We start from the raw sequence: 16,549 nt of genomic DNA on the forward strand, positions 1-16,549 counted from the left end.
TATCTATTTATTTATAAAAAAGGAGAATGAATATGAGAGAAGAAATTGGAATTATGGATGATGCTGCGATGAAACGTGCTTTAACAAGGATTACTCATGAAATATTAGAAAAGAATGGTGGAACAAAGAATCTTGTACTTGTTGGAATTCGTACGAGAGGAATCTTTTAGCAGAACGGATTGCTCAAAAGATGAAAGACTTCGAAGGTATTGAAGTACCAGTAGGAGAGTTAGACATTACATTATATAGAGATGATAAACATTATGCAGGAGATGGTAACCCCGTATTAAATAAAACAACCATTCCTTTTTCAATTGAAGGAAAACACGTTGTTCTCGTGGATGATGTACTGTTTACAGCAAGAACCATTCGTTCTGGAATGGATGCGATTATGGATTTAGGAAGAGCAAAGCGAATTACGGTTGCTATTTTGATTGATCGTGGTCATAGAGAACTCCCTATTAAAGCAGATTACGTAGGTAAGAATATTCCAACTGCTATTACTGAACAAATATCTGTCCAATTACAAGAAGTAGATGGAAAAGAACAAGTAACACTTGTTAAGGGGATATAAGGAAAAGGAGGGTACGTTATGAATGACAAACCGATTGTAGCGTTAGACTTTTCAACGGTCGAAGAAACAAAAGATTTTTTACAGCTGTTCCAAGATGAATCTTTATATGTAAAATTGGGGATGGAACTATACTATCAAAATGGTCCTGAAGTTGTACGATGGATTAAAGACTTAGGACATCAAATTTTTTTAGATTTAAAACTTCATGATATTCCGCATACAGTCTATCGAGCTATGAAAGGTCTAGCAGCTTTAGATATTGACATGATTAACGTTCATGCTGCAGGTGGATCAGAAATGATGAAGGCAGCTAAAACAGGAATTATGGATGGCACTCCCACTCATGCAGAAGTGCCTAAACTAATAGCCGTTACACAATTAACTTCGACCACAGAAGAAATGATGCATCAAGAGCAACTCATCCAAAGTAGTTTGATGGAAAGTGTCATTCATTATGCACAGGTGAGTAAACGTGCAGGTCTAGATGGAGTTGTATGCTCCGCATGGGAGGCTGAACTTATTCAAAAAAGTACCTCGTCCAATTTTCTTTGTATAACTCCAGGAATTCGTCCATCCGGTAGTGTCTATGGGGATCAAAAACGAGTTGCAACACCTGAACTAGCTAAAGAGTTGGGTTCTTCCTATATTGTAGTCGGACGACCCATTACGCAAGCAATAGATCCTCTTAGCGCTTACTTAGAAATAAAACAACAATGGAATGGAGAAAAATAAAAACATGAATATATCTGAAGAAGTAGCAAAAGCGTTATTGGATATTAAAGCTGTGACCCTAAGTCCTACCAAACCTTATACATGGGCATCAGGAATTAAAAGTCCAATCTATTGTGATAATCGCATTACTATCAGTGTACCGTCTGTTCGAAAAAAAATTGCTCTTTCGTTAGCAAATTTAATTAAAGAAAAATATCCCGATGTAGAAGTGATTGCGGGAACCGCTACAGCTGGTATTCCTCATGCCGCATTTGTAGCTCAAATTTTAGATTTACCAATGATTTATATCCGAAGCAAGGCAAAAGAACATGGAAAAACAAATCAGGTAGAAGGTCGGCTTGAAAACGGCCAAAAGGTGGTACTCATTGAAGATTTAATTTCCACAGGTGGAAGTGTCATTGAAGCTTCAAAAGCTACAGAAGAAGCTGGCGCGAACGTTTTGGGATGTGTTGCCATCTTCACATATGAAATGGCATTAGGGAAAAATAATTTTGCAACATCAGGATTTGAATTACACTGTCTATCCAACTACTCTACATTATTAGAAGTTGCACAAAGAGAAGAGTATATTAGTAAAGCAGAATTTGAATTGCTTATTAATTGGAGTAAAGCCCCTGAAAATTGGCAGCCAATCATTTAATAGAATACAAAAAACGTTCCTTTTTTAGAGGAACGTTTTTTGTTTATTTTACTTTTAATTGTTCAACGAGTTCTTTGGACGGGTCAACAAATAGTGTTTTTTGTCCCGTATAAATAACAAAACCAGGTTTTGCGGCATTTGGCTTATGTACATGCTTAACCGCAACATAATCTACAGGTACATTAGCAGACTGTTGAAATTTTGAATAGTAAGCAGCAATAATCGCAGCTTCTTGTAGAGTCTGTTCAGAAGGTTCTGGATCTTCTACTATTACGTGAGAGCCAGGGATATCCTTCGCATGCAACCAAATATGATTTTTTCTTGCAGTTTTAAGAGTTAACTGGTCATTTTGAATATTATTTTTACCCACTCGAATATCTACTCCCTCTGTAGAGCGAAAATGATAGGGCTTGCTAGCTTTTATCTTTTTCTTTTTCCCTGTCTTTTTTGATTTAAGATAGCCAGAATCTTTTAATTCTTCTCTTATTTCTTGTAAGTCTTGAGGGTCTGATAAAATAATTTGAGTTTCGAGAGTTTCTAGATAATGATCTTCTTTTTTTGTTTTTTGTAATTGATCTTGAATGTATTTAACTGAATTTACTAATTTATGATATTTCGAAAAATATTTCTGAGCATTCTGAGAAGCAGACCGAGAAGGATTCAAATCAATGGTAATTGGATTTTCTTCCTCATAAAAATTAGGTAGTGTAACGGTAGAAGCCCCTTTTTCAACTTGATACAAATAAGCAGTTAGAACTTCTCCTTTCACTTTGTATAAGTCTGCAGATTCACTATCTAAAAGGCTTTGTTCTAATTTTTTTGTTTTTAATTTATTTTTTTGAATTTCGGTTCGAATAATCCCTAATAAGTCAGAAGCTACTTGACGAATTCTATCTGTAGTTGCTTTCTCAACATAATAGGTATCTAACATCTCACTAGGACTATCAAAAGCAAGCCTTGTTCCTTCTGCAGTGTCGTAAGCATAAGGTGTAAACGATTGCTTTCCTTTTTCATCAGTAATAAGGGTAGGCGGTCCTTCTAGAACGGAATCTTTGAAAATAGACAATGCTTTTGGAAGTTGATTTCCATTTGAATCCATTAAATGAAGGAGCTCTTTAGCACTGTCTTTTCCTAATCCTTGAAAAATGGTTTGAATTCGTTTGATGGGACTCCCTAAATCGAGGGATTGTTCCCATCGTTCTATTCCTTCATCTTTATCCATATCAAAAGGATTTAATTTATTTTGGTGTGGTGGCAGGACATATTCTGCACCAGGATGAATCGCCCGATAGGTATTTTGATAAAAGGGAACATGTTTTAAACAATCCATGATGACATTTGTTTCTTCGTTTATCAAAAATATATTACTGTGTCTTCCCATTAATTCCACAATCAGTAATAGGTGTTTAAGATCTCCGATTTCATCAAATTTCCGAATTTTAAAAATAACAATTCGATCATTTCCAAGCTGATTAATTTCTTGGATCGTTGCTCCTTCAATATTTTTTCGCAAAAACATGCAAAAGTTTGGTGCAAACTCTGGATTGGATAACGCTTCTTCTGTTAACTGTATTCTTGCATAAGAAGGATGAGCAGAAAGCAAAAGTTTTTTATTTTTTCGATTTGAACGAATGGTCATTAAAATTTCATTTTGAAAAGGCTGATATATTTTGGAAATCCGGCCATCTTTCAAATTAGCGTTTAATTCGTCTACAATGACATGAGTAAAAATTCCATCATATGACATATTTTCGCCTCCTTTTTCATTTCTATCATTTCTATATTGTAACATATTTTTTGAGAAGGAAGAAAAGGTTGATTTCGGCGTCTATACATCAAACTTGCCAAATATTCACTTTTTACCTCCAAATATGATATCGATTATCCTTACATCGTATTGAATTATAACTTATAATTGAATATATAAAGGGATTGTCTTTTATGAAAGTGAACTTCCTTTTTAATATTTTCGTGTATCTAGATTACCGGGGGGATTTTAAATGCAAGGGATTGGAAGTTCTCTACCTTTATGAATGATGATTAAAAATTAGGTTCTATATAAAAAGATGAGAGAAGCTGTTTGTGTATTGAAAACAGTCTTTCTCATCTTTTTATAATATACTCCTTGACATTTTCAATTTCCTTAGTTAGTATATAGATATCGATTTGAAAAGGAGCGGTTATTATGTCAAAGCAAACACAAGTACTAAACTTTACTAACTTTTATTGGCAAAGCCACATAGTAGGTTGATCTTGTTGACATAATAATTGTCCACAGATACAACCTCAGAGCTATCTGAATGTATCTGTGTGGAATACTGTAAATAATCTATTGCCACATAGACAAAACATCATAGTCTATGTGGCGGTTTCTATTTGAAGCTGCCCCCTGAGTTATTCAGATGGCAGCTTTATTTTTTTACAAAAAAATAGATTTTACAGGAGGAATTGTCATGAAAAAATTACAAACATATTTATTAGGTGCGATTAGTTTATTAGTTTTAAGCGGGTGTGCTACTACTGCAAATTTGGATTCTCAATCTAGTGAAACAATTCAAGAATCTGAGACTACTGAGAACCTAACTTATATTGGGATCCTTCAGCTAACCTCTCATCCTGCATTAGATGCAATTACAGAAGGAATCATTGATCAATTGGAGACAGCTGGATATGTCGATGGAGAAACAGCAACAATTGACTTTCAAAACGCTCAAGGTGATCAAGCCAATATGCAATCAATTGCTGAACGCTTCTTGTCCAATGATGCCGATGTCATGGTTGGAATCGCGACCCCCGCAGCACAAGCACTTGTAAATGTTACGGATGAAATTCCAATCATCATGGGAGCTATTACTGATCCCATTCAGGCTAATTTAGTAGATTCACTTGAAGTTCCTGGTAAAAACATTACTGGAGTAAGTGATAAATTACCGATAGAGCAACAATTTGACTTAATGTTAAAGTTATTACCAGATTTGAAAACAGTTGGCTTCATATACTCATCCAGTGAAGACAACTCTGCTAGTTCCGCTAATGAAGCTAAAAAAGTAGCAGAGTCATTAGGTCTAACTGTAGTTACGAAAACAGTTAGCTCAGCGAATGATGTTCCACAGACTGCAGAATCATTAGCAAAAGAAGTGGAGGCTATCTGGGTACCAACAGATAATACGATTGCAACAAGTATCGCTTCACTTGTTTCTGTAACAGATGGATATTCGATTCCTGTATTCCCATCAGTAGATACTATGGTAGAACAGGGCGGATTAGCTGGTGTAGGTTTAAATCAATATAGTATTGGAATTCAAACTGGAAAAGTTACTGTTGATATTTTAGAAGGTGCTAATCCTTCTGATTATTCCATCCAGTTTCCAGATGAAATTGAAATTATTTTAAATGAAGCAAAAGCAGAACAACTTAACATTGAAATATCCGATGATATCAGAGAGAGTGCGATCATCAAATAAAAAGATAAACCGACACAGAAAGAGGGACCAACATGAACATGATAATTTCTGCTTTAGCCCAAGGACTAATTTGGAGTCTCTTAGCGCTAGGGTTGTATGTAAGCTTCCGAGTACTAAATATAGCTGATATGTCAACGGAAGGTACGTTTACATTGGGAGGTGCAGTAGGAGTCCAATGTATTACGTTAGGATTGAATCCTTTTGTATCCGTATTGGTTGCCATTGTAGCAGGAGCAATAGCTGGTGGTGTTACTGGGTTTTTAATTACAAAATTAAATATTCCTAGTCTATTAGCAGGAATTTTGACTATGACGGGATTATATTCTGTGAATTTACGAGTCATGGGTAAAGCAAACATCAATTTACTAGGAATGGAAACCATTTATAGTGGAATCAAAAAATGGAACTTACCAAGGAATATGGATACCATTCTTGTTGGAGCCATAGTAGTTGGAGTGATTATATTCATCTATACGCTATTCTTTAAAACAGAATTTGGTCAAGCTTTGATTGCAACAGGTGACAATCAGGAAATGGCACGTTCATTAGGAATTTCTACTAATATCATGAAAACAATCGGATTGATGATGTCAAATGGGATTATTGCACTTGCGGGTGCAGTAATTGCTCAAAACAATGGATATGCCGATATTCAAATGGGAATTGGGGCAATTGTTATTGGTTTAGCTTCCATTATCATCGGAGAAGTTTTATTTTCTCATACGTCCTTTGTTATTCGTGTTGGTTCTTTAGCAATTGGTTCAATCTTGTACCGTATTATTATGGTTTTGGTTCTGGAAGCAGGATTAAATCCAAACGACTTCAAACTAATATCAGCAATTTTACTAGCAATTTTCTTAGCTCTACCAAAAATAAAAGAACTTTTCTACGTACGGCAATATCGAAAAAAACTATCTAAACAGACTCGAGTTGCAACTAAAAAAATACCTGATGAAGGAGTGAAATAAAATGTCTAATGCAAATACAATCCTTGAGCTTACAGATGTTTACAAAACTTTTTATCCTGGTTCGATCAATGAAGTAAAAGCATTATCTGATATCAATTTGGATGTTCGAAAAGGAGATTTTATCACTCTAGTCGGAGGAAATGGCGCTGGAAAGTCTACTCTTTTAAATGCGATTTCTGGACAATTTCTTCCGGATTCAGGAATGATTAGAGTCAATCAAAAAGATATTACGTTCCTACATGAAAATCAAAGAGCACCTTACATCAGTAGGGTATTTCAAGATCCTAAAATGGGAACTGCACCTAGTATGAGTGTTCAAGAAAATTTATCATTAGCTTATCGAAGAGGTCAAGCTAGAAAATTACGTTATGGATCATCAAAAGAAGAAAGAAAACTTTTTCAAGAACAGTTGAAAAGCTTAGGTCTAGGTTTAGAAAATAGAATGAATTCAGAGATTGGTTTACTTTCGGGTGGACAGCGACAATCTATTGCTCTCCTAATGGCAACCTTAAAGCGTCCAGATATTCTTCTCTTAGATGAACATACGGCTGCCCTAGATCCGAAAACTGCACGCTTAGTTCTAGAACTAACGGACAAAAAAGTAAGAGAAATGGGACTAACTAGTATTATGATTACTCATAATTTACAAGATGCTATCACTTATGGAAATCGAATGCTGGTTTTGCATCACGGAAGAATCGTAAATGATTATAATGAAGCTGAAAAAGAAAAGTTAACTACTGAATCTCTTTTTTCTGAACTACAGGCCCTTACTGTTCAAGATATCCTTGTTTAAACTAAAAATTAAATATATTTCTACAACCACTTTATGAAACATAGAGTGGTTTTTTATTATCTAAAACTTTACATATTTCAAATATTGTTGTTTAATGTTAAGATATAAACATGAAAAACAAAGGAGAATGAACAGATGAAGGTGCTTGAAGATAGAATTCGCGAAAGTGGTATTGTTTTAGATGGGGATGTACTCAAAGTAGATAGTTTTTTAAATCATCAGATTGATCCAAAACTCATGCAAGAAATTGGAAATGAATTTGCTCGCCTATTTAAGGATTCAGGGGCAACTAAGATTTTGACCATGGAAGTATCTGGAATTGCACCTGCAGTATTTGCTGGATTAGCTTTAGATCTCCCAGTATTATTTGGAAAGAAAAATAAAAGTCTGACCTTACAAGATAATATGTACACAACAACTGTTTATTCATTTACAAAACAAGAATCGAATGAAATATCTGTTTCTAAAGATTTTTTAAATTCTGATGATAAAATTTTATTGATTGATGATTTTCTTGCAAATGGTCAAGCAATTGCTGGTTTACTATCTATTTGTAGTAGTGCAAATGCACCGGTTGTAGGAATTGGAATCGTTATTGAAAAATCATTCCAAAAAGGAAGAATTTGGATAGAAGAAACTGGGATCAGAATCGAATCTTTAGCAAGAGTAGCTAGTCTAAAAAATAACGAAGTTCAGTTTGTCGAAGAAAAAGAACTAGATGAGTAAAGACAGTTTATTTCATGCTGAAATGATTAATGAAGATGGGATATCAGGAACAGCTTTTGTTAGGGATGGTTTATCTGTACAAGTTAGTAGTGTCACCTCGCCACAGAAAGGTACGAATCCAGAAGAATTATTGGGGCTTTCTTGGGCAACCTGTTTGAATGCAACGATTCAATCTTTATTAAAAGGAAGAGGAACACCCGCAAAAAGTAAAGTAGTAGTTCATGTAGATTTAAAAAAGAAAAAAAATTTCAGGAATTTATTTTGATTTAAAAGTATTCGCTTCCATTGAAGGTTTCCCTCTTGAAAAAACAGAACAACTATTAACAAGTGCTCATCGTCGTTGTCCTGTCTCAAAAATTATCGGGAACTATGAATATGTTACCTTACAGGCAGTACCATTTATTTAAATGGTACTTTTTTTATTGAATATTCCAGTTATTTATTTTATGTATGCTAAAATTATACTAGAGTTTCAAATAGAATATTGGAGGATCAATCATGAACAAACAAAATATTTAGTTTGTTTTAAGCGATGATCAAGGTGAGTGGGTAAGATCATGGAATACAAGACTAGATGGCATAAAGGAACATGATGCTGGGACCTACTATCCAGAGATAGCTAATTTACCTTCTTCTCATAGGTATAACAATGCTACTAATTATCCAATGAAAGACTAAGGAGGAAACTATATGCTACATAATAAAAGAATTACCTTATTTATTACGGGCGGAATCGCTTCTTATAAAGCTGCCGAATTAACGAGACAGTTTATTAAAGCAGGAGCAGTTGTTCGAGTTGTAATGACTGACAATGCTCAAAAGTTTATTTCCCCTTTAACATTGCAAGTTTTATCCAAGAATAAAGTATATACAGATACATTTGATGAACAAGATGCTGAAGTTGTTTCTCATATTCATTTAGCTGATTCAACTGACTTAACAGTGATTGCTCCGGCTACTGCGAATATGATTGCTAAAATGGCAAATGGCATTGCAGATGATATGAGCTCTACAACCTTATTAGCAATTACAGCACCTAAATTAATTGTACCTGCAATGAATGTAAATATGTTGGAACATCCAGCAACGCAATCTAATCTAAAAAAACTTCAATCGTATGGCGATACTATTCTAGATCCCGATACCGGTTTTCTAGCAGAAGGATACGAAGGGAAGGGGCGTATGCCAGATCCTTATAAGATTGTAGAAGCAGCTACTTCTTTGTTGATTGAGCGAGATGAGTCACTTCCACTAAAAAATAAAAAAGTGATTATAGCAGCAGGGGGAACAAAAGAAAGAATTGATCCCGTTCGATATATTACAAATGATTCGTCGGGTAAAATGGGGTATAGCTTAGCTACTGTAGCAAGAAACTTAGGCGCCCAAGTTACTTTGGTATCAGCATCTAGTATCGAACAACCGTTCGGAGTTACATTTATTGCAGTAGAGAGTGCCAGAGATATGCAAGAACAGATGCTAAAACATTATGAAACAGCAGATATTGTTATCATGGCTGCAGCTGTTTCAGATTATCGATCAAAAGAGCAATCAACTCAAAAGATCAAAAAGTCATCAGATGATTTAGAATTGGTTCTTGAAAAGAATCCAGATATCTTAGCTGGTATGGGTAAAGATAAGAAGAGACAATTTTTAATAGGGTTTGCAGCAGAAACAAATGATCTAGAAAAATATGCTATGGATAAGTTAGTTCGTAAAAAAGCAGATATGATAGTAGCAAATGATGTATCTAAACAAGATGCAGGATTTAATGCAGATACAAATGAAGTAATTATTTTTCAACCAGACAGAGAACCCATAGCAATTGATTTAAAATCAAAAGATGAAATTGCTTTTGATATTTTAAAGATAGCTATAAAGACAATAAACGAAAAATAATTATATTTATAAATATTAAGATATAAAAATCCCGAAAATAGTAATTTTAGTTGAGTAGTAGAAATTACTGATATTTTTGGGATTTTTTGCTTAAAAACGATCTAAATGAGTAATTCAATAGGTAGCTATTTCGAATACATAACTTAGTATAATATATATTATGTAAACTAGAATATATATAAAAGTGAACATCTCTAAAGTTAACAGTCTCTTCTCTTATTGGGACTCTTTCATACTCTAAAATTTATTTAACATCGTTATCGTGTATTAGTTGTGAAATTCAACCGACAAAGAATGTTTGTACGGCTTGATCAGTCCGAATTATTAGGAATACATGATTAAAATACCACATTGGCCTAAATTGATTCTAGATAGCCCATTTTTTTCTCTTTCATATCGTCTTTATGTTTTGATAGGAACGTTTGTTAGATAATCAATATAAGTGAAGCCACTAATATAACAAATGCTCATAATTTTTTAAATACTTATTATTCATAATTAAATCAAATGGTTGCTTAAGGGAACTTGAGTGCGATTGTTCTTAGTAGATATTTGGAGAACACAAAAAAGACCTCGATTAAGAGGTCTTTAGAATACCTTATATAAAATTAATTTTGAATATATTCTTGAATTAAGTGAAAAGTGTTTTCGATCGCGTCTATATGAGTACGTTCCATGCCATGGCTGCTTGCAACTCCTGGTCCAATAAGTGCTGCTTTAATATTTGCGCCTCCTCTTAGTGCTGCGGAAGCATCACTTCCATACATTGGATAAATATCAACAGCGAAATCTAATTCTTTGTTCTTAGCAAAATTAATTAAGCGTGTTGTCATTTCGTAATCATAAGGACCAGATGAATCTTTAGCACAAATGGATACATCATATTCTGTACAGTCTAAATCAAGTCCAATACATCCCATATCAACAGCTAAGAGTTCGGTGATATCTTCAGGAATCCAAGAAGCTCCATGTCCCACTTCTTCATATGTTGAAAAAATGAACTTCAAATTTGTAGCCGGCACTACGCCCTCTTCTTTCAACATTTTTAAAATGCTTACTAGAATGGCTACGGAAGCTTTATCATCTAAAAATCGAGATTTGATGAAACCAGAATCGGTTACCATCGTTTTAGGATCATAGGCAATGATATCACCATTCTGGATACCAAGATTTTTTACATCCTCTTCATTTTTTACACGTTCATCGATTTTAACAATTAAATTATCTACATCACGTTCCTTTGTAGCTGCATCTTTGAATACGTGGATAGAAGGTGAAGTGGATAAGATTGTTCCTGTATAAATTTTTCCATCTCGTGTAATGATTTCGCAGTACTCACCATCTAGTGTTGGTGTTAATGGACCACCTAATTTAGTTAAAGCTAATGTTCCATCACTCTTGATGGAACGGACCATTAATCCTAACGTATCAACGTGCGCGCTTAAACCACGAGTTTGATGACGATCCTTTCCATCTACATGAACAATCAAGTTTCCTTTAGGTGTACTTATTGTTTCGTAACCAATTGCTTCAATTGTTTCTCTTAAAAAATCGATAGCATTTGTTGTATAACCTGATGGGCTGTTAATGGAAAGTAATTCTTCTAAAAATGAAATGGTTGCTTCTTTTTTAAACATAAATATGTGACACTCCTTTGCGATATGAAAGAAAAAACATCAGATACCGTTTCTTCTTTCTTTTTCTCTTCTATTATACCTTTATTCGTCATATATGTGCCACACTGATTTTCTAGGACAAATCATAAGAGAATTAGAAAGTAACTAATAATAATCAGCAAGGTGCTCATGAGAGTTCCTAAGAGATAATACTCTGCAAATTGTGGATTTTCTGAAATCTTATTGTACCTCGCAATAGACTTAGCTGTTAAAACAAATCCAATAGCAGTGAATTGGTTAACAGACAGCATTAGCAGGATAAATAAACGTTCTAAAACCCCAATCAATGCTCCGGCATTAGGTACGCCCTCTTCCCGTTCTTCCTCATTCCGTGGTCGATAGCGATTCAACACTTTTTTTATGATAATGCTACAAGGTCGTACTAATAGCAGCAAAATTAATATCCATGATAAAAAATGCTCCATATCCACGTTAAACGTATTTATTAAAAATTTTACTCCAGTAATATAGTTTGTTTCTATTGGATATATCTTGATATAGCTAGCTGCTAGAAGTAAGACAAGGATATGTAATCCTTGATTTGCTAGAAAAACTGTAGCATTTTTATCCTTTTTAATAGAGACATGGTTTGTAAGTAAGAATTTTAGACCATCAATCACGGTATGTAGGACTGAAAGAACTATAACGATACTAAGTAAGGACCAATTAAAAATAGGTAGCGTTACTCCTATCATAGCAACTAAATAGAAAAAACAATGGAGTCCTAATTTCTTAGCAGATATTTCTTTTAATGTAGCTAATGATGAAGACTGTAAGTAAAAGTCACCTAAGACATGCCCAATAAACAATAGTAACCATACATCCTTGCCCACTTAATCTCCCTCCTTACAATTTGGAGATAAAAAGTTACTAGCGTTTAGCAATGCCGTTTTATAAGTATAGTACTTCGCTATATTCAGAGCTTTATTCACGCTCGATTGCCCAATCCCCAGAGTTTCTGCAGTCTTATACTGATTTTCTTCCTGTATAAAATATGCATAAATAATTTCTCTTTGTCGTTCAGACCACTTGGATTTCAATGCCGTTGCCAAAGATAAGATGGTATTCAACAGCTGATCTGTTTGTTGATTGCCTTCTCCGGAAAGGATCATCGTATTGGTCTCACTTTGTGTATATTTTTTCTCATTTTCTTCAACGGTTTCAATCATTTTTCTTGCACGGTGGTAGGCAGAACCATCCATTTCCATCGAATTATCTCGTTGAATTTCCGTACTAATCGTACCTAAGCCAATACCAAATCGGAAGGAAACGGGTGCCATCGCCAATTCGATTTCAAAAATAATATTAAAAATTACTTTTTTGTTTTTTAGCAGACCTTGGAAACTATCACCTAAAGTAATCAGGAATTCAGAAGCGATATCCTCTGCATACTTTTCATTTATTTTTTGTAAAACAGAATGAAATTTCTCTTGTACATTTTTTCTATCTAAAATTTTACGAGAATCTTTGATATCACCTATAATGGCTGCATACAAGGGCTCTTGCTCTTTTTTTGTCATATTCTCCCTCCTTTATTAATTTTGATTCGTCTCTAAGTGAATCTTAACATATAATTCACCTTGAAGCGAATCATTTACTTTATATCTATTCAAGATATTTCCAAGCATATGCTTTTGGATTCAATTCTAAAAGCATAACTCAAATACATAGCCATTTTTTCTATAATCTCTTTCTTTCGTAAATAAAAAAAGAGCTAGGACATTGAACTGCCCCCTGTCAAGTAGACAGGGGGCAGTTCACATAAATTCTAGTCTCTTTCCTATTTCTTAGCAAATTTCTTGAAAAGGGTTCATTCCTTATTTATTTGTATGTATATATGGTTGAACTTCTTTTAAAACTTCCCCTACAGATCGTTGAATAAATAAATCAGTACGTAATGGCTGGATATCTAATGGATCACGATTAATAATCACAACATGCTTTCCTTCGAATAATTGAACTAGTCGGGTAGCTAATGGTGTTGAAAGTGATGTTCCAGCAATAATTAATAAATCACTAACTTTGAGGGTGTGTTTGCTTTTTTCAACCGTTTCACGGTTTGCATTTTCTCCAAAATAAACAACACTTGGGCGTACAATTCCTGAATCAACATAACAACGTGGGACGCCGTGTTGATCATATTCAACTTCATCATATTTATAAATGCGTCCACATTCCATACAATACCAATTTCTATGGTTCCCATGGAGCTCTAAAACAAATCGATGACCAGCTAATTGATGCATACCATCTACGTTTTGAGTAATGACTCGAATATCTTTTCCTTGTTTTTCTAAATTTGCCAGAACGAGATGTCCTACATTTGGTTCTGGTCTAAGTCCTGGCTTTTTTCTTCTATTAAAAAAAGCTGCCGGATTTTCTTTTATTCTCTTTGCGTTAGCAAAATAAAGTGGATTTTGTTCGTTCTCCTCCATCATCGTCCAAATACCATGCTTTGAACGATAGTCAGGAATGCCACTTTCTGTACTTGTGCCCGCCCCGCCATAGAAACAAATGATATTTGCTTCATTCATATATCCTGCTAATTGTTTTATTGCTGATTGGTTATCTATATCAGTCATTTTTTTGCTCCTTACGTTTCTCGTAGAATTCATATAACCTATCTGTAGTATAAGAAACTTCCATTATAGTAGCAAGTTTAACATTTCAATTGTAAAAACCCAGCAAATTTCATTGCTGGGTTTACGAAGGTTTATTAAAATGGTGATGCTAAAATACGATGCAAGAATTCTTTCGTACGTTCATTTTTAGGATGATTAAAAATTTGGTCCGGTGTCCCCTCTTCCTCAATCACGCCTTGATCCATGAAAATGATATGGTCCGATACTTCTTGAGCAAACTGCATTTCATGTGTGACTACAATCATTGTTAGTCCAGAATCAGCTAATTGCTTCATTACTCTTAAAACTTCTCCTACTGTCTGTGGATCTAACGCAGAAGTGGGTTCATCAAACAAAAGTAAGTCTGGCTCCATAGATAGCGCTCGGGCAATGGCTACTCTTTGCATTTGTCCACCAGAAAGCTGTGCAGGTCTAGCATGAATAAATGGTTCCATCCCTACCTCTTGAAGAAAATGAAGAGCTTTATTCTCTGCTTCTTTTTTAGATATTTTCATGACATTAGTCTGTCCCACTACACAATTTTCAAGTACATTTAAATTTTTAAATAAGTTAAATTGCTGGAAAACCATTCCAACTTTAGAACGATACTGAAAAATATTCATTTGATTTTCTAAAATATTTTGATTCTTATAATAGATTTCACCCGTTGTTGGTTTTTCTAATAAATTCAAACAACGTAGTAAAGTAGACTTTCCTGAACCAGAAGCACCAATCAAACAAATAACTTTTCCCTTTTCTACTTCAAAACTAATATCTTTTAATACTTCTCTCTCACCAAATTTTTTACTTAATTTTTTTACTTCCATTATTGCACTCATTTTTCCACCTCTTTAAACGTAGCTGCTTTATCAATATCCATTACTTGAGATTGATTTCCACCAATCATTTGGTAGGTTTTAGGACCATCTAATCTTTTTTCAATGGTACGTAAGATGGTTGTAACGGTAAACGTCATAATTAAGTATAGAATACACGCTACTGTAAAAGGACCAAAGTAATCGAAGTTGACACCCGCTACCGTTTTTGTTTGGAAAAATAATTCTGTAACAGAAATAACATTCAATACAGAAGTATCCTTAATATTAATGACAAATTCATTTCCGACAGCTGGTAAGATATTACGGAGAACTTGAGGCATAACCACAATCCTCATGCTTTGCCAGTGTGTCATCCCAATTGCTTCTGCACCTTCAAATTGTCCTTCATCAATGGAAATAATTCCACCTCTGACAATCTCTGTAATATAAGCTCCCGTATTAATGGATACAATAAAAATTGCTGCCGCAATTCTATTTAAATCCCAACCAAAAGCGATGGCTGAACCATAATAAAATACCATCGCTTGAACAATCATGGGAGTTCCACGAAAGATTCAATATAAATAGTAGAAATAAAATTACTTGTTTTTAAGATGAAACGTTTTATTCCTTTATCTGGTTGAGGAATGGTTCGCACGACACCCAATATCAGTCCAATGATGAGACCTAAGATTGTTCCAATAAGTGAAATATAAAGGGTTACCCATGCACCATTTAAAAAAAGAGAAGAGTTATCTGTAAAAATTTTCCATAAGTTATTCAAAATAATTCCTCAACTTTCTTTATTAATTAGCTGCTGGTTGATTAGCAATTGCTTGATTCATCAACTCTTGTCTTTCATCTTCTGTGATGCCATTTAGTGCAGTATTCATATCTTCTAGTAAAGGTTCCTCTTTACGAATACCGATTGCAATAGTGGTTTCTTCAGGGTCCGTTTCAAATCCATCTTCAAACTCTACAAATGTAAATGCATCATTTGCTTCTGATGCACTAATTGCTTCTGGGTATTCTGAAATGTATCCATCGATGGTACCAGATTGTAATGCAACACGCATGGAGGAGAAACTTTCCATCGCTGTATCTTTTTCAATATCTGGAATTTGATCAATCATATTATAGTGAAATGTATTGAGTTGAGCTGTAATTTTTGCTCCGGAAAAATCTTCTAACGACGTTGCACTTGCAAATTCACTTCCACTTGCTACAACTATAACTAATTGTGATTCTAAATAAGGATCACTGAAACTAATAGTCTCTTTACGATCTTCGGTTGGGGACATTCCTGCAATGATTGCATCAATTTTATTAGCTTGAAGTGCTGGAACTAATCCATCCCATTCTGTTTTTAAAATAACTAATTCTTTGTCTAAACTCTCTGCTATTTTTTTAGCAATTTCAACATCATAACCACCAGCAAATTCATTTGTTCCCTCAATTGGAACAGCACCATTACTTTCATCTGTTTGTGTCCAGTTGTAAGGGGCATATGCGGCTTCCATTCCTACTACAAGCTCATCCTCACTCGAACCTGAACCACATGCTGCCAATAGTGTTGTTGCTCCCAAAAATAATGCTGCTTTTTTCCAAATATTTCTCATCTTTATATTCCCCTTTTCC

Annotated in this window: 14 protein-coding genes and 2 pseudogenes; 9 read left to right on the plus strand and 7 right to left on the minus strand. The window is 34.4% G+C overall.

Annotated elements, in window-relative coordinates; all coding sequences use genetic code 11:
* Positions 1-26: 26 nt before the first annotated feature.
* The 3 genes and pseudogenes from pyrR to pyrE all read left to right on the plus strand — a co-directional run bounded on the left by pyrR (position 27) and on the right by pyrE (position 1,946).
* Positions 27-574: pseudogene (pyrR, locus tag LZ578_RS06925) on the plus strand (bifunctional pyr operon transcriptional regulator/uracil phosphoribosyltransferase PyrR).
* A gap of 18 nt (positions 575-592) precedes the next feature.
* Complete coding sequence (gene pyrF / locus LZ578_RS06930; protein WP_235144464.1) at positions 593-1,306, plus strand: orotidine-5'-phosphate decarboxylase; 714 nt, start codon at positions 593-595, stop codon at positions 1,304-1,306.
* A gap of 4 nt (positions 1,307-1,310) precedes the next feature.
* The gene (gene pyrE / locus LZ578_RS06935) at positions 1,311-1,946 is read left to right on the plus strand and encodes an orotate phosphoribosyltransferase (RefSeq protein ID WP_235144465.1); all 636 of its coding nucleotides are present in this window, start codon (positions 1,311-1,313) and stop codon (positions 1,944-1,946) included.
* A 43-nt stretch (positions 1,947-1,989) separates the two neighbouring features.
* Here pyrE and LZ578_RS06940 read toward each other — a convergent pair whose 3' ends face one another.
* Positions 1,990-3,693 carry an NFACT RNA binding domain-containing protein gene (locus LZ578_RS06940; RefSeq protein ID WP_235144466.1) on the minus strand — a complete coding sequence of 568 codons (1,704 nt, stop codon included), beginning with the start codon at positions 3,691-3,693 and terminating at the stop codon, positions 1,990-1,992.
* Positions 3,694-4,399: 706 nt separating this feature from the next.
* On the opposite strand from LZ578_RS06940, the gene trpX reads away from it, so the two are divergent.
* The 6 genes from trpX to coaBC all read left to right on the plus strand — a co-directional run bounded on the left by trpX (position 4,400) and on the right by coaBC (position 9,796).
* On the plus strand, positions 4,400-5,410 hold the full coding sequence (trpX, locus tag LZ578_RS06945) for a tryptophan ABC transporter substrate-binding protein (RefSeq protein WP_235144467.1): 1,011 nt from the start codon (positions 4,400-4,402) through the stop codon (positions 5,408-5,410).
* Positions 5,411-5,442: 32 nt separating this feature from the next.
* Positions 5,443-6,378, plus strand: coding sequence for an ABC transporter permease (locus tag LZ578_RS06950; protein ID WP_235144468.1), 936 nt, complete (start codon positions 5,443-5,445; stop codon positions 6,376-6,378).
* Between the two features lies 1 nt (position 6,379).
* Positions 6,380-7,174, plus strand: coding sequence for an ABC transporter ATP-binding protein (locus LZ578_RS06955; protein WP_235144469.1), 795 nt, complete (start codon positions 6,380-6,382; stop codon positions 7,172-7,174).
* Between the two features lie 135 nt (positions 7,175-7,309).
* Positions 7,310-7,900: a xanthine phosphoribosyltransferase gene (locus tag LZ578_RS06960; RefSeq protein ID WP_235144470.1), complete on the plus strand. Its 591-nt coding sequence runs from the start codon at positions 7,310-7,312 to the stop codon at positions 7,898-7,900.
* On the plus strand, positions 7,893-8,165 hold the full coding sequence (locus tag LZ578_RS06965) for an OsmC family protein (RefSeq protein ID WP_235144471.1): 273 nt from the start codon (positions 7,893-7,895) through the stop codon (positions 8,163-8,165). Before LZ578_RS06960 ends, LZ578_RS06965 begins: the two co-directional genes overlap by 8 nt.
* Positions 8,166-8,590: 425 nt before the next feature.
* Complete coding sequence (coaBC, locus tag LZ578_RS06970; RefSeq protein WP_235144472.1) at positions 8,591-9,796, plus strand: bifunctional phosphopantothenoylcysteine decarboxylase/phosphopantothenate--cysteine ligase CoaBC; 1,206 nt, start codon at positions 8,591-8,593, stop codon at positions 9,794-9,796.
* Positions 9,797-10,404: 608 nt separating this feature from the next.
* On the opposite strand, the gene LZ578_RS06975 is transcribed toward coaBC, so the two are convergent.
* From LZ578_RS06975 to LZ578_RS12705, 6 genes and pseudogenes are all read right to left on the minus strand, one after another.
* Positions 10,405-11,433, minus strand: coding sequence for a M42 family metallopeptidase (locus tag LZ578_RS06975; RefSeq protein WP_235144473.1), 1,029 nt, complete (start codon positions 11,431-11,433; stop codon positions 10,405-10,407).
* Between the two features lie 122 nt (positions 11,434-11,555).
* Positions 11,556-12,305, minus strand: coding sequence for a DUF3307 domain-containing protein (locus tag LZ578_RS06980; RefSeq protein WP_235144474.1), 750 nt, complete (start codon positions 12,303-12,305; stop codon positions 11,556-11,558).
* Positions 12,306-12,992, minus strand: coding sequence for a SatD family protein (locus tag LZ578_RS06985; protein WP_235144475.1), 687 nt, complete (start codon positions 12,990-12,992; stop codon positions 12,306-12,308).
* Positions 12,993-13,289: 297 nt separating this feature from the next.
* Positions 13,290-14,054, minus strand: a complete 765-nt coding sequence (locus LZ578_RS06990; RefSeq protein ID WP_235144476.1) for a Sir2 family NAD-dependent protein deacetylase — start codon at positions 14,052-14,054, stop codon at positions 13,290-13,292.
* Between the two features lie 134 nt (positions 14,055-14,188).
* On the minus strand, positions 14,189-14,932 hold the full coding sequence (locus LZ578_RS06995) for an amino acid ABC transporter ATP-binding protein (RefSeq protein ID WP_311198567.1): 744 nt from the start codon (positions 14,930-14,932) through the stop codon (positions 14,189-14,191).
* A pseudogene (locus LZ578_RS12705) lies at positions 14,929-16,530 on the minus strand (ABC transporter permease subunit). The gene LZ578_RS06995 and the pseudogene LZ578_RS12705 overlap by 4 nt, the downstream one beginning before the upstream one ends.
* Between the last annotated feature and the right edge of the window lie 19 nt (positions 16,531-16,549).

It is taken from the genome of Jeotgalibaca sp. MA1X17-3 (genome assembly GCF_021513155.1).
Lineage (GTDB): Bacteria > Bacillota > Bacilli > Lactobacillales > Aerococcaceae > Jeotgalibaca.

Coding starts and splice junctions, on each gene's coding strand:
- pyrF (WP_235144464.1), top strand. CDS start 593: ATGAATGACAAACCGATTGTAGCGTTAGACTTTTCAACGGTCGAAGAA.
- pyrE (WP_235144465.1), top strand. CDS start 1,311: ATGAATATATCTGAAGAAGTAGCAAAAGCGTTATTGGATATTAAAGCT.
- LZ578_RS06940 (WP_235144466.1), bottom strand. CDS start 3,693: ATGTCATATGATGGAATTTTTACTCATGTCATTGTAGACGAATTAAAC.
- trpX (WP_235144467.1), top strand. CDS start 4,400: ATGAAAAAATTACAAACATATTTATTAGGTGCGATTAGTTTATTAGTT.
- LZ578_RS06950 (WP_235144468.1), top strand. CDS start 5,443: ATGAACATGATAATTTCTGCTTTAGCCCAAGGACTAATTTGGAGTCTC.
- LZ578_RS06955 (WP_235144469.1), top strand. CDS start 6,380: ATGTCTAATGCAAATACAATCCTTGAGCTTACAGATGTTTACAAAACT.
- LZ578_RS06960 (WP_235144470.1), top strand. CDS start 7,310: ATGAAGGTGCTTGAAGATAGAATTCGCGAAAGTGGTATTGTTTTAGAT.
- LZ578_RS06965 (WP_235144471.1), top strand. CDS start 7,893: ATGAGTAAAGACAGTTTATTTCATGCTGAAATGATTAATGAAGATGGG.
- coaBC (WP_235144472.1), top strand. CDS start 8,591: ATGCTACATAATAAAAGAATTACCTTATTTATTACGGGCGGAATCGCT.
- LZ578_RS06975 (WP_235144473.1), bottom strand. CDS start 11,433: ATGTTTAAAAAAGAAGCAACCATTTCATTTTTAGAAGAATTACTTTCC.
- LZ578_RS06985 (WP_235144475.1), bottom strand. CDS start 12,992: ATGACAAAAAAAGAGCAAGAGCCCTTGTATGCAGCCATTATAGGTGAT.
- LZ578_RS06990 (WP_235144476.1), bottom strand. CDS start 14,054: ATGACTGATATAGATAACCAATCAGCAATAAAACAATTAGCAGGATAT.
- LZ578_RS06995 (WP_311198567.1), bottom strand. CDS start 14,932: ATGAGTGCAATAATGGAAGTAAAAAAATTAAGTAAAAAATTTGGTGAG.